The organism is Sphaerisporangium sp. NPDC051017 (assembly GCF_040683095.1).
Classification (GTDB): domain Bacteria; phylum Actinomycetota; class Actinomycetes; order Streptosporangiales; family Streptosporangiaceae; genus Sphaerisporangium.
On the sequence record NZ_JBFBCI010000055.1, the window covers coordinates 1 to 12,297 of the forward strand.

Genomic DNA, 12,297 nt, shown 5'->3' on the forward strand with positions numbered 1-12,297 from the left:
CCGACCCCCACCGTCCTGCGGTGCGTTTTTTTGTGTTGCGGTTCCGCGGTGTGCCGGGCTGGGGGGGGGGGGGGGCCCGGGGGGGGGGGGGGGGCCGGGGGGGGGGCGGCGGGCGGCCCCCCCCCCGGGGAGGGGCGCCCGCGGGGAGGCGTGGGCGCCCGGGGACAGGGAGGCGGCCGCGGGACGCCGGCCGCCCGGGAAAAGGGCGCCCCTCCGTGGGAGGGGCGCCCTGGGAAAGACCTGCCGCGTCAGGCGGCGTGGATCAGGCGGCGTAGGTCGGGTAGCCGTAGCCGACGACCTGGTCGGTCGAGCGGGTGCGGACTTGGACCTTGCCGTTGTCGGTGTTGCCCTCGACGGTCTTGATCGTGCCGTCGCCGTTGCCGTGGATCACGAAGCCCACGTGGTCGATGGCGTCCACGTCCTTGCTGCCGTTCCAGGCGAAGAAGACGACCGCGCCGGGCCTGGGGGTCTCGCCCCAGCGGCCCTGCGACTCGAACCACTTGGCGTGGGCGACCGTCCAGGCGTCGATGCCGACGGCGTCCTCCATGCCGAGCCGGCTGCCGACCCAGGAGACGAACATGTCGCACCAGGCGGCGTTGGCGTAGTCGGAGATCTTGCCGCCGTCGCGGGCGACGGTCTCCTGCGCCCGCGGGCTCTCCATGTACCAGCGGTGGAACTTCGTGCCACCGCCCAAGCTGTTCTCGGAAACGCCGATCTGGCTCTCGGCCAGCTTCAGGAGCTGCTGCGCGGACACGTGCCGCGCGCCCTCCGGGAGGCCGAGCGCCTTCGACAGGCCGGCGGCCTCGGAGCCGGCGACCTTCACGACGCCGTCCCGGCCGCTGTCGGCGTGCGCGGCCATGGTGACGCCGGCGACGAGCTGTGCGGCCACCAGGCCGCCGAAGGCAAAGGCCTTCAAGTGGTTCTTCGGGGCATCCAGAAGCCGATGTATCAACATGGACAAGGGGAAACTCCTTCTTCCACGGCCGCCTACCGGGTTAGCTGACGGGTTCGGGCGTGGAAGTCGCCCTACGGGCGCGTCCGTCAGGTGACGGCGCCCCCGATTCACCCCGGGGAGAGGTGGGTCCCCGGCTCCGCGCGAAGCGGACTCGGCGGTTGCGCGCCCCGGGGGGAGAGGGATCTCCCAGAGGACCGGCCGCGCTATGCAATCTCCGTGGCATATAGGAGTCGCTCGGGTGAGCACTTCCCCCGCACGGAGTTCAATCAGAGTAATACATCGGACAAACAGCCGCAAATACGACAAATGTCCGGTCTGTGGCAGGGTTTCCGGAGGGCAAGTGGGCCTGGGGTGTGATCGTCAACGGGTTCCAGGCTCCCTCTTTACCTGCGAGAACGTGCTCGCGCCGCGCTCGGGGGAATCGCCGGCCGGGGCTCGTGGGGCCGGTGTGACAGTCGGGACCGGACGGCCGGAAAGCATTATTCGGGCCGGATGGCACCGGCGGTGTCAAGCTCTCCGGCGGGCGTGGTCGTCCGTGGTCTCGGGTGGACGCGATCGGGGGTTGCCGGGAGAGGGGCGATCGCTTATCACGGAGGAGGAAGTGTGGATGCTCACTGCGATGTCCCAGACATAGCGGTTCGGGGCCGTGGAGGGGGTTCAGGCCGTTTGTAGGGAGATCGGGGTGGTTCGGGTGGTGGTGGGCGTGCCGGGCGCCGAGGGCGCTTCCTGCCGCCGGAGGCGCGTGTGATGCCGGAAGGCCGTTCCACCAGCAGGTGAACGGGCCTTCGCCGGGTGGTCGTAAGACTTTGTTCACCGGTTGTTACCTCACGTGTCGCGTCATGCGGCTACTTTGCTTTCGTCGTGAAAGGGTCAATCCCCGGCGTGGAGAGGAACGGTCGAAGCCGCGTGCGGGAGCAGGGGTCGGCCGTCGCCTGGGTGGAGTCGCCTCTCCAGTTGCTGTGTGCGGTCGAGGCACGGCACGCGGGGGTCGCGGGGCCCGAGATGCGCGTGGTCACCCGCGCGAAGCTGCCCGCGCTCAAGGTCACGCGCAGGGAGCTCGCCACGCTCGACCTGCCGCCGGGCCTGCGCATCGAGACCGCGACCGACGGCCACATGCCCCGTCCGGGACGCCGCGCCGCCTGGGTGCTCGGGGACGGCTTCTCCGGCCGCGTCCAGCTCACCTCGCTGACCGCCGCCCCCGCCCGCATCGTGCTGGTGGACGACGGCCTCGCCACGATCCGCCTGCTGGAGTTGCTCACCTCCCGCCCCGGCACCGCGCTGCTGCGCGCCCGCGCCAAGTCCACGCCCTCGCGGCGCGTCCTCGGCGTCGCCGCCGCGCTGCGCCTGCGCGCCGCCGCCCACGCCGGGCGCCTCACGGTGTTCACCGCGCTGCCCGTCCCCGACGAGCTGGCCGCCTCCGTACGGGCCCTCGGCGCCGAGCTGGTGACCCACGACTTCGCCTGGCTGCGCTCCCAGCCCGCCGCCGCGCACCCCCGGCCCCGCGAGAACACGGTCGTGCTCGGCACCTCGCTCGTGCGCAACGGGCTGATCCACCGCGACCGCTACCTGTCCTGGCTGTTCGCGCTGAAGGGGCCGCTGGCCTACTACCCGCACCGCCGCGAGGACCCGGGCGACCTCGCCGCCGTCCGCGATCATCCCGGTGTGACCGTGTACGATGGCGGCGTTCCGGTCGAGATGACCCTGCGGGACCTGCGCCCCGGGCAGCGCGTGCTCAGCCTGCCGTCCACAGCGGTCACCTCTCTGCGCGTCCTGCTGTCGGCACGTGGCGTCCCCGTCGAGACGGTGGACGTTCCCGACGACTGGTGGACGCCCTCCGCGTCGGTCTCCCTCCGATCACACCTCCAGATGTTCGCGCACGAAAGGGCTTCTCCTTGAGCCGGGTTCTCGCTGTGGCCGATTCCGACTCCTACCTCAAGTGGGCGGCGGGCCTGCTCGACCAGTTGCCGGCGGAGTGGAACTCGACGCTCGCCGTCGTGCGCACCCCCATCGCGCCCTCCCCGGCGCAGATCTCGGCGGCGGTCAGCGGTACAAGGGCGGCCCAGGGGGAGACCCCGGCGGTGATCTCCGCGCGGGCGCTGCGCCGGCTGGCCGAGCGCCTCAGGCCGGACGTCATTCTCGTCGCCTGCACGGGCCCCGTCGTGGACGTACTGGTCAGCGACGTGCTGGACGGTTTCAAGCCGCGCCCGGTCTTCGTGTCGGGCCTGCCCGGCATCTCGATCCCCGCCACCGAGAAGGCATGGCTGTACCGGGGTGGCTGCGACCTGTTCGTCCTGCACAGCGGCCGGGAGGTCGAGGAGTTCGGCCGCATCGGCAAGGAGCTCGGGGCCGCGGGCACGACCGCCCTGGCCCGCCTGCCCTACCTCGACGGGCTCCTGAGGTCCGCGGCCCCCGCGCACACCGTCTCGACCGAGGCCCCGGCGCACCCGGCCACCGGCCGGCGGGTCGTGTTCGCGACGCAGGCCAAGGTGCCGAAACGCCGCGAGGACCGCGAGAGCATCCTGTTCGCCCTGGACCGGCTGGCCGCCCAGCGCCCGGACCTGGACGTCGTGGTCAAACTGCGGGCGCTCACCACCGAGCGGCAGACCCACAACGAGCGCTACCACTACGAGAGCCTGTGGGCCTCGCTCGAGGCGGCAGGCACGGTGCGGCCCGGCGGCGTGCGGTTCGCGGTGGGCGCCATGCATGAGCACCTCGCCGACGCGGCCGGCTTCGTCACGGTCAGCTCGACGGCGGCCCTGGAGGCCATCGCGGGCGAGGTGCCGCTGCTGGTGCTCTCCGACTTCGGGGTCAGCGCCGAGATGATCAACCTCGTCTTCGAGGACAGCGGCTGCCTCGGCACCCTGGACGACCTGGCTCAGGGCGAGTTCCGGCGTCCGACGGCTGCGTGGTGCGACGCCAACTACTTCCACGACCGGGCGAGCAGCGACTGGATCGTCCGGCTGACGGCCCTGGTGGAGCAGGCGCGCACGACCGGCCTGCCTCCGGTCCGTCCCCTGCTGGACGGCCCGGCCCACGCCGCCGCCCGCCGCCGCGCCCGCCTTCGCGTCGAGCTGCCCCCGAACGTGCTGCGCGCCGGGTACCGCGCCAGCCGCCGCGTCCGCCGCTACCTCAAGGCCATCGGCTAGCCGGACGCCTTCGGACGCGAACAGGCCCGCGCGGTCCTCGATTCCCGGGGACCGCGCGGGCCTGAACGTGTGATCAGCGGGACAGGGCGCGGCGCAGGCGGCCGAGGGCGCTCGGCTTCTGGGCGCGGGAGGTGCCGCCGGGGGGAAGCAGCCCCACCGAACTGAGGCGGCGGTTCTTGAAGTATCGCGCCTCGGCGCCGTGCGTCTCGATGTACTTCGCGGCCGCCTCGCGCAGATCGGGGTAGTGATCGCTCTGCATGCAGTAGCCGACCGCCTGGATCAGCGCGGGCAGGTCCACCGGTGGCGGGTCGGTGATCGACCCGTCCTCGGCCAGCCGCGGCACGATCGCGTCCACGATGGTGAGCGGGATCCGGTTGCTGTTCTCGTACGGAGCCAGCCGCTGGAGGACCAGCTCGCAGCCCATACTGGCCACCGGGATGCCGTAGAACCGGTGCGCGGTCATCAGCGCGGTCGAGAAGCAGCCGACCACGAGCTCCGGCCGCAGCGCGCGGAAGCACAGCTCGGCGGGGACGGTCTCGCCGGCGACGCTCAGCTTCACGCCGAGCCCGTCGGCGACGTCGCGGAGCTGCTGGGCGTGGCGGCGGCCTGCGGCCGGGTGGGGCTTGAACAGCACGTCGGTGAAGCCGCGCGCGGCGAGGGCCCGCAGCATCGAGGCGTGCAGCTCGGCTTCCTCCTCCGCGGTGACGATGTCCAGGGCCGACAGGTACTGGCCGAGGATGACCGCCCGGCCCGACAGGCCTTCGGGCGCGGGAAGCGTGTCGAGCACGCCGGTGAACGCGGCGTCCGGCAGCGCGTCGGGCTCGACGCCGACCTCGCGGAGCAGCAGCGGGGTCAGCTCGGGCACCAGCGCCAGGTGCAGCAGGCGGGTGACACGGCCGGAGATCTCCAGCGGCAGCGGGTCGCGCGTGGGCCCGTAGCTCATCAGCCCGTCGGAGTAGACCGTGATCGGGCAATCGCGCGTCAGCCCGGCGATGGTGCGCGCGGGCGGCACGGCGACCGACTCCACGACCAGCTCGGAGACGCCGTCCTCGAGGCCGAGCTGCGTGGCGATCATGCGCGACAGCATCGGCCCCTCGATGACCCGCGCCTTCCAGTCCGAGGGGTGCAGGGGCGCGATCAGCTCGTTCCAGGAGCGGATCTCGTCGAAGCGCGACCGCAGCGCGGCGAAGCCCGGCGCCTCGTCCAGGGGCGGAGTGATCTCCGGGATGGCGGCGTTGTTGGACACCAGAAGAAGCCTGCGGCGGTCGTGGGCGCCGAACCTGCCGGCGTCCATCGCGGCGGCCAGCGTCATCGCCCCGAAGAGCGTGGAGCTGTAGAACACCTGGGTCACGGAGGCGCTCCTTCGGGTCATCCGCGGTGGGGGAGCAGCGGGCGCAGGAGGGCGGCGCGCTCGGGTTCGAGCCCCGCGTCGTCCACCATGCCCTGCGGCAGCGACGCGAGAACCTCGCGCGCGCGGGCGTGGAAGCGGGCCAGCAGCGGGGGCGAGAAGCGCTCGCTCAGCTCCAGGTGGTGCGCCAGCAGGGCGCAGAAGGTGCGCACCGCCTTCGGCAGCAGGTCGGGCTCGTTCACCACCTGCTCGAAGACCAGCTCGAAGGCGTTGAAGAAGTGGAGCTGGCGCTCGTCGCCGACCTGGGTCAGCGACGAGGAGACCAGTCTGCGGTAGAACACCCCGGCCAGCGAGACCACCGCGAACGACCGCGCCTCGCGGTGCAGCCGCCAGATCCACGGCCGGTCCTCGGCGGTGTGCAGGTGGCCGGGGAAGGTCAGCAGGTCGCCGAGCTCGCGCCGGTAGATGCCCGCCCAGGCGTACGGGTAGTCGACCATGGTCTTGGACCCGGCCGGGAGGATGCGGTCCCTCGGCTTGAGCACCACCCCGCGCCGCGCCTCGGGCGCCCGGTGGATCGCCCGCTTGCGCCCCTCCACCTGGACGTGGTCCACGCGGACGAAGTCGCAGCCGAGGCCGTCGATCGCGGCCACCAGGTCGGCGAGGTACCCCCGCCCCAGCCAGTCGTCACCGTCGAGGAAGGTGACGTACCGGCCGGAGGCGAGGGACAGGCCCTTGTTGCGGGCGTCGGCGAGGCCCACGGCGGTGGCGTTGCGCAGGACCGTGAGGCCCGGCAGCTCGTCGCGGAAGTCGTCGATGATCCGCGGGGTCGCGTCCACCGAGCCGTCGTCGACGACGATGAACTCGAAGTCGGGCCGGGCGTTGAGCCGCAGCGACGTGAGTGCGTCGGCGATGAACGGTTCGGCGTCCCGTACGGGCACCACGACGGACAGCGTGATCACGGGCGGTCCTCGGCGTGCGTCACTGCTGGGCTTCTCCTGGTCCTCAGGCGGGCGCGGGTGACCGGTGACGCCCCGGTCAGGCGGTGACGCGACGGAGCCTGGCCTTGGGGGCCTCCTCGCCGGGGAACACCCGCTTGACGCCGTCGCCGAGGGCGGACTCGATGATGCGGATGTCGCGGACGAGGTGCTCCAGGCCGCTCGGCTCCAGCGATGCGGCGTGGTCGGACCCCCACATCGTGCGGTCGAGCGTGATGTGCCGCTCCACGGTCACCGCGCCGAGTGTAACGGCCGCGAGCGAGATCTGCAGACCGCGCTCGTGACCGGAATATCCGACCGGGACGCCGTACCTGTCCTGGAGCGTGATGATCGTGCGGAGGTTGGCCTCCTCCGGCGGCAGCGGGTAGGTGGAGGTGGCGTGCATCATCACGAGCTTGGACGTGCCGAGGATGTCCACGGCCGCGTCGATCTCCTCCAGCGTCGACATACCGGTCGACAGGAAGATCGGCTTGTTCGTGGCGGCGAGGCGGCGCAGCATCTCGTGGTCGGTCACGCTCGCCGAGGCCACCTTGTGCGTGACGACGTTCATCCCCTCCAGGAAGTCCACCGACGGGACATCCCAGGGCGAGGCGAACCAGTCGAGGCCGCGCTCGGCGCAGTACTTGGCGATCTGCGTGTACTCGTCGAGTTCGAACTCCACCCGGTACTTGTACTCCAGGTAGGTCATCTCGCCCCACGGCGTCTGCCGGATCTGGTCGCGCTGGTGGACCGGCACGGCGATCTCGGGCGTGCGCTTCTGGAACTTCACGGCCTGGCAGCCGGCGTCGGCGGCGACGTCGATGAGGCGGCGCGCGATGTCCAGGTCGCCGTTGTGGTTGATGCCGATCTCGCCGATCACGTACACCGGCTGGCCGGGGCCGACCAGCGACTCGCCGACGCGCACCGGCGTACCCTTGGCGCGCAGGGTGGCGCGCGGGCCGGAGACGGCGGGCTCCTCGGCGGCGGGCCGGGCGTCGAGCACGCGGTCGCACAGCTCGCGGACGGCGCCGGCGCCGCCCTCGCGGGCGAGCACGACGCGGGCGGCGGCCCGGATGCGCGGGTCGGCGTTCTCCACGGTCACCGGCCAGCCGACCAGGTCCATGCAGCCGAGGTCGTTGACGTCGTTGCCGATGTAGGCGACGCGGGAGGCGTCCAGACCCTCGACGCTCAGCCACTCGCTGAGCGCGGTCCGCTTGGAGGCCAGGCCCTGCAGGACGGGGACGCCGAGCTTGCGGGCCCGGGCGGCCACCACGGGGTTGCGCTCGGTGGACAGGATCAGCACCTTGACCCCGGCCCGCTTGAGCAGGGAGATCCCGAGGCCGTCGGAACGGCTGACGGTGACCGTCTCACGGCCGTCCTGGTCGACGTGCACGCTGTCGTCGGTGTGCACGCCGTCGAAGTCGGTGACCACGGCGTCCACGTCGATCGGCCCGGGACGGTCCACGAGCGGCGCGAGCGCCCGCACGATCTGCAGGTCCTCGGGGGTGTCGATCTCGACGGCGGTGCGGGAGGGGACGGGCTGGACGGCGACGGTGCCGAAGAACCGGTGGCCGTGCTCGCGCAGCCCCGCGGTGCGGATCGCGTAGAACGCCCCGGTCTCGCGGAAGTCGGGCTCGCGGTCCTGGCGGCGGGGGCGGTGGGCCGGGTCGTGGTTGACGCCCTGTGCGCCGCCGTCGCGGACCGCCCACACGAACTCGTGGGTCTCCAGGCCCGAGAAGACCACGTCGGCGGTGCCGTCCAGCACCTTGGCGACCGCGGCGTCCAGGTCGGCCGGGTCGATGAACGCGCTGGTGCACTGGACGAGGAGGACGACCTCGGGGTCGGCGTCGAGCTGGTCGAGGGTGTGCAGCAGGGCCGACTCGCTGGAGGCGGTGGCGCCGCTCAGCTCGTCGGGGCGGCGGACGACGCGGGCGCCGGCGGCCTCGGCCGCGGCGGCGATCTCCTCGTGGTCGGTGCTGACGATGACCTCGTCGATGAGCCCGGCTCCCGCGCAGGAGGCCACCGCGCGGGCGACCAGGGGCGTGCCGCCCACCTTGGCCAGGTTCTTGAGCGGGACGCCCGCAGAACCTCCACGGGCGGGGACGACGGCCAGGACTCGCAAGATGACTCCCTGATGGACGACGAGACGACGCCCGCCGGTCGGCGGGTCGCGCGCGGGGGGATGCTCAGGCACGCTAGCCACCACCACTGCCCCGAAAGGGGTGCGTGAGCTGAACGCATGACGACGCTCGTGTTAACACTTGGAAACCGGATCTGTTCGGATCTCTTCGGCCGCGGGGAGTTTGAGTACGAAGCGCGTGCCCTCGGGGACGTCCTCGACGTGCAGCGTCCCGCCGTGGGCGATGGCGACGTCGCGGGCGATGGACAGGCCGAGGCCCGTTCCTCCCCGGTCCCTGCTGCGGGACTCGTCGACCCGGGCGAACCGCTGGAAGACGCGCTCGCGGTCGGCCTCGGGGATGCGGTCGCCGTCGTTGGTGAGGGTGAGCACGGCGGTGCCGCGCGACGCGTGGACCTCCATCCTGATCAGGGTGGACGCGTGCCGCTGCGCGTTGTCCAGCAGGTTCCCGATCAGGCGGAAGAGCTGCGTGCTGACGCCGAGCACGACCACGTCCCGCTGGATGGAGGTGTTCACCGGGACCCGGCCGGGGCGGCGCTCGATCTCCTCGGCGGCCAGGCGGCCCAGGTCGACGCGCTCCTGCGCCGCGGGGCCGCCGCAGCCCAGCCGGGCCATGAACAGCAGGTCGGTGATGATGGTCTGCAGCCGGTCGGTGTCGCGCAGGGCGCCGTTCACCAGCATGCCGAGGTCGGTGTGCTCGGGGTGCAGCCGCGCCTCCTCCAGCTGGGCGCGCAGGCCGGCGATGGGGGTGCGCAGCTCGTGGGAGGCGTCGGCGGCGAACCGGCGCTGCTGCTCCACCGAGTGCTCCAGGCGGGCCAGCGTGGCGTTGACGGTGCGGGCGAGGCCGGCGATCTCGTCCTCCCCGGGAGGCTCCCGCACCCGGCGCGACAGGTCGCTCACGGTGATGTGGGCGAGCTCGGCCTGGATGTTGTCGATCGTCCGCAGCCCCCGGTCCGCCCCCTTCCAGGTGATCCACCCGATCAGCGCCGCCAGGGCCGCCGTCTGCAGGGCGATCGCCGCCTCCAGGGCGTGGGTCGAGATGAGCACCGGCATCCGCTCGGCGGCGTACACGACGACGGCGCCGGGGTCCGTCCCGGTGGAGAAGGCCGTCACCTGGTGGCAGCGCACGGAGACGCCCCGGCAGGTGCTGAAGTCCGTCATGCGCTGCGGCGACGCGGGGCGCACGTCGCCGACCGGCGGCATGCCGCGGGCGTTCTCGGTGGAGGCCAGGACGTGCCCGCCCGGCCCGATCAGCTGGATCACGTCCTCGTCGCGGACGACGGGCGGGATCGGGTCGCGCAGTGTGCCCTCACGGTAGGCGACGGCTGTGTGGGAGGCGGCCTCCCTGGTCTCCCGCGTCAGGGACGCGGCGACGGCGTTCCTGATGACGGTGCCGGCCGCGACAGCGAGCGGGATGAGGAACACGGCCGCCAGCACGAGGGCGAGGAGGGTGACCCGCCCCCGGATGGATCGAGGCCATACGGCGGCCCGGCGGAGGGACATTGGCAAAGGCTATCCGCGTGGATCTCCGTCAAGATCCGCGAGCGGGGAAAGAGGTGGCCATGGGATGGCAAACTCGCGCGGCCACGGGACTCCCGGCCGGGGATCGAGGCCGCTACGGTGTGCGGCAGCGATCAACCGATTACCGGGTGTGGATACATGACGCCGTTCTTCTGGCGGGCGGGCCTGTCGTCGCCGCTTGTCCTCGCGCTGCTCGCCACCCCCGCGGCGACGGCGTCCGGAGTGTCCCCCGTGGGGCCCCTCGGGGCCGGCAGGGTGTACTACGTGGACGCGCGCGAGGGCGACGACGACGCGTCCGGGGCCGCCCCGGGCAGGGCCTGGCGCTCGCTCGCGCGGGCGAGCCGCGCCCACCTCGGCCCCGGCGACGCGCTGCTGCTTCGGCGGGGCGGCAGGTGGAAGGGCACGCTGACGCTCAAGGGCGCGGGCACCGCCGCGCGTCCCATCACCGTCGGCGCCTACGGCGAGGGCGCCCGGCCGATGATCAGCGGGCGCGCGGGCGACTGCGTGGTCGTCGCGGGCTCCCGGACGCGCGTCTCGGACCTGCGGGCCCACGACTGCGGCTGGGCGGGCTTCCGTGTCGACGGCCGCCACAACGATCTGCGGGACGTGTACGCCGACGGCAACGTGGCGGGCGTGTGGGTGACCGAGCGCGGCGCGCACAACATGATCCGCAACAGCCGGATCACCGGCAATGACCGGATGAGCGTGAACGACGACGTGGCCGACAACGACTCCGGCGCGTTCGGCGTGCTGCTGAACGGCGACGACAACCGCGTGATCGGCAACCTGATCGCCGGAAGTTACGCGCCGAGCCACGACTACGTCTACGACGGCGCGGCCGTGGAGGTGTACGACGGGGACCGCAACGTCGTCGCGCGCAACATGGCCCGCGACAACGAGACCTTCACCGAGCTCGGCCACGGGCCGGGCGGCACAGCCGAGGGCAACCTGTTCGCGACCAACGTGGTGATCTCCTCGCACCGGCGGGGATCGTTCCTCATCACCCGCGGCCCGGGGCACGGGGTGGGGCCGGTCGAGGGGACGGTGGCCGTCGGCAACTCGGTGTATCTCACCGGCCGGCACACGATCGGCGTCTCGTGCGCCGACGGCTGCTCGGGGGACATCCTGACGCTGCGCAACAACGTCATCAAGGTCGGAGGGCCGGTCGGCTTCGAGGACGGCAAGGGGATCGACGACGCGGGCGGCGTCTACGACGGCCGGCGGGGGCGGTTCTCGCCCGGGCGCGGGTCGGTTCGCGCGGATCCGAGGTTCAGGTCGCGCCACGACCTGCGGCTGCGTCCCGGCTCCCCGGCGATCGGCAGAGGGGTGCCGCTCGGGCCCTGGTGGTACGGCGGCGCGGCGCCGGCGGTCGACGCGGCGGGGCGGCCCATCCCGCGATCGACGAACCCGGACGCGGGTGCGTATCAATACTGATTTGGAATTATTTCGGACATTACTTCGGAACATCCGTGAAACCTGCGTCGAGCAGGCTGTGTGGCGTGGTCTCGTAGATGAAAGAAATACCAGGTCGGCCCGCATTGAGGGATCGGCCGCAGATGTACGTGCGCGAACAGAGGTGGTGACGATGGCGCTGCGGGTTCGAGTCTCGCTGCCCGACCGTCCGGGCGTCCTCGGGCAGGTGGCCCGGGCCTTCGGTGTCCTCGGGGCGGACATTCTCCAGGTCACGGTGCTCGAACGGGAGGGCGGCCGGGCGATCGACGACTTCACGCTCTCCTGGCCGGGCGGGTTCGCCGCCGACGAACTGCGCGAGCGCCTGTCGATCGTGCCCGGCGTGCGCATCGACGGCGTGTGGCCCACCCGCGAGGTCCCGGGCGTCAGCCCCGACTACGACCTGCTCGGCCACGTAGCCTCCGACGCCGAGCGCGCGTACGTCACCCTGGTCGACGCGGTCCCCGACCTGGTCAGCGCCGAGTGGGCGGTCGCGGTCGACTCCCGGACCGGCGCCGTCGTCCACGGAAGCTGGCAGGCGCCCGGCGTGGACGAGATGCCCGACCTCACGCCGCTGCGGCCGGCGGCGTTCAGCGAGGGCCCGCTGCACCTGCTGAGCCTGCCCTTGAAGGAGGCGGGCCTGCACCTGGTCGTCGCGCGCTCGGAGGGCCCCGCGTTCCACCAGGTGGAGCTGGACAAGATCGTGCGGCTGGTGGAGGTCGTCTCCCAGCTCGCCGCCTCGACGGTGGACCGCACCGTGGCGTGAG

Annotated in this window: 9 protein-coding genes and 1 riboswitch; of the genes, 4 read left to right on the forward strand and 5 right to left on the reverse strand. The window is 72.4% G+C overall.

The window, feature by feature from the left end; genetic code table 11:
- Nucleotides 1-262 precede the first annotated feature (262 nt).
- The gene (locus tag AB0M95_RS31815) at nucleotides 263-955 is read right to left on the reverse strand and encodes a CHAP domain-containing protein (protein ID WP_363772694.1); all 693 of its coding nucleotides are present in this window, start codon (nucleotides 953-955) and stop codon (nucleotides 263-265) included.
- Nucleotides 956-969: 14 nt separating this feature from the next.
- Nucleotides 970-1,122: riboswitch (cyclic di-AMP (ydaO/yuaA leader) on the reverse strand.
- Nucleotides 1,123-1,861: 739 nt separating this feature from the next.
- Here AB0M95_RS31815 and AB0M95_RS31820 point away from each other — a divergent pair.
- Together AB0M95_RS31820 and AB0M95_RS31825 are read left to right on the forward strand one after the other, a co-directional pair.
- Nucleotides 1,862-2,851 (forward strand): hypothetical protein, encoded by a 990-nt coding sequence (locus AB0M95_RS31820; protein ID WP_358514625.1) that lies wholly within the window; start codon nucleotides 1,862-1,864, stop codon nucleotides 2,849-2,851.
- 14 nt (nucleotides 2,852-2,865) lie between these two features.
- Nucleotides 2,866-4,101: a DUF6716 putative glycosyltransferase gene (locus tag AB0M95_RS31825; protein ID WP_358514627.1), complete on the forward strand. Its 1,236-nt coding sequence runs from the start codon at nucleotides 2,866-2,868 to the stop codon at nucleotides 4,099-4,101.
- Between the two features lie 73 nt (nucleotides 4,102-4,174).
- Here the strand turns inward: AB0M95_RS31825 and AB0M95_RS31830 are convergent, their stop codons facing one another.
- From AB0M95_RS31830 to AB0M95_RS31845, 4 genes are all read right to left on the reverse strand, one after another.
- A complete protein-coding gene (locus AB0M95_RS31830; protein ID WP_363772548.1) occupies nucleotides 4,175-5,452 on the reverse strand; it encodes a polysialyltransferase family glycosyltransferase in 1,278 nt (425 codons plus the stop codon).
- Between the two features lie 17 nt (nucleotides 5,453-5,469).
- Nucleotides 5,470-6,408 (reverse strand): glycosyltransferase family 2 protein, encoded by a 939-nt coding sequence (locus tag AB0M95_RS31835; protein ID WP_363772551.1) that lies wholly within the window; start codon nucleotides 6,406-6,408, stop codon nucleotides 5,470-5,472.
- Between the two features lie 76 nt (nucleotides 6,409-6,484).
- A complete protein-coding gene (locus AB0M95_RS31840) occupies nucleotides 6,485-8,617 on the reverse strand; it encodes an N-acetylneuraminate synthase family protein (RefSeq protein ID WP_363772554.1) in 2,133 nt (710 codons plus the stop codon).
- 60 nt (nucleotides 8,618-8,677) lie between these two features.
- Entirely contained in the window at nucleotides 8,678-10,063 is a 1,386-nt protein-coding gene (locus AB0M95_RS31845; protein ID WP_363772557.1) for an ATP-binding protein, read from the reverse strand.
- Between the two features lie 156 nt (nucleotides 10,064-10,219).
- Here AB0M95_RS31845 and AB0M95_RS31850 point away from each other — a divergent pair, with 156 nt between their 5' ends.
- On the forward strand, nucleotides 10,220-11,515 hold the full coding sequence (locus AB0M95_RS31850; protein WP_363772560.1) for a right-handed parallel beta-helix repeat-containing protein: 1,296 nt from the start codon (nucleotides 10,220-10,222) through the stop codon (nucleotides 11,513-11,515).
- A 151-nt stretch (nucleotides 11,516-11,666) separates the two neighbouring features.
- Nucleotides 11,667-12,296 carry an amino acid-binding protein gene (locus AB0M95_RS31855; protein ID WP_363772563.1) on the forward strand — a complete coding sequence of 210 codons (630 nt, stop codon included), beginning with the start codon at nucleotides 11,667-11,669 and terminating at the stop codon, nucleotides 12,294-12,296.
- Nucleotide 12,297: the final 1 nt, after the last annotated feature.

Bases quoted from the DNA above. Each gene is read 5' to 3' on its own strand.
- AB0M95_RS31815 (WP_363772694.1), bottom strand. From the start codon at position 955: ATGTTGATACATCGGCTTCTGGATGCCCCGAAGAACCACTTGAAGGCC.
- AB0M95_RS31845 (WP_363772557.1), bottom strand. From the start codon at position 10,063: ATGTCCCTCCGCCGGGCCGCCGTATGGCCTCGATCCATCCGGGGGCGG.
- AB0M95_RS31850 (WP_363772560.1), top strand. From the start codon at position 10,220: ATGACGCCGTTCTTCTGGCGGGCGGGCCTGTCGTCGCCGCTTGTCCTC.
- AB0M95_RS31855 (WP_363772563.1), top strand. From the start codon at position 11,667: ATGGCGCTGCGGGTTCGAGTCTCGCTGCCCGACCGTCCGGGCGTCCTC.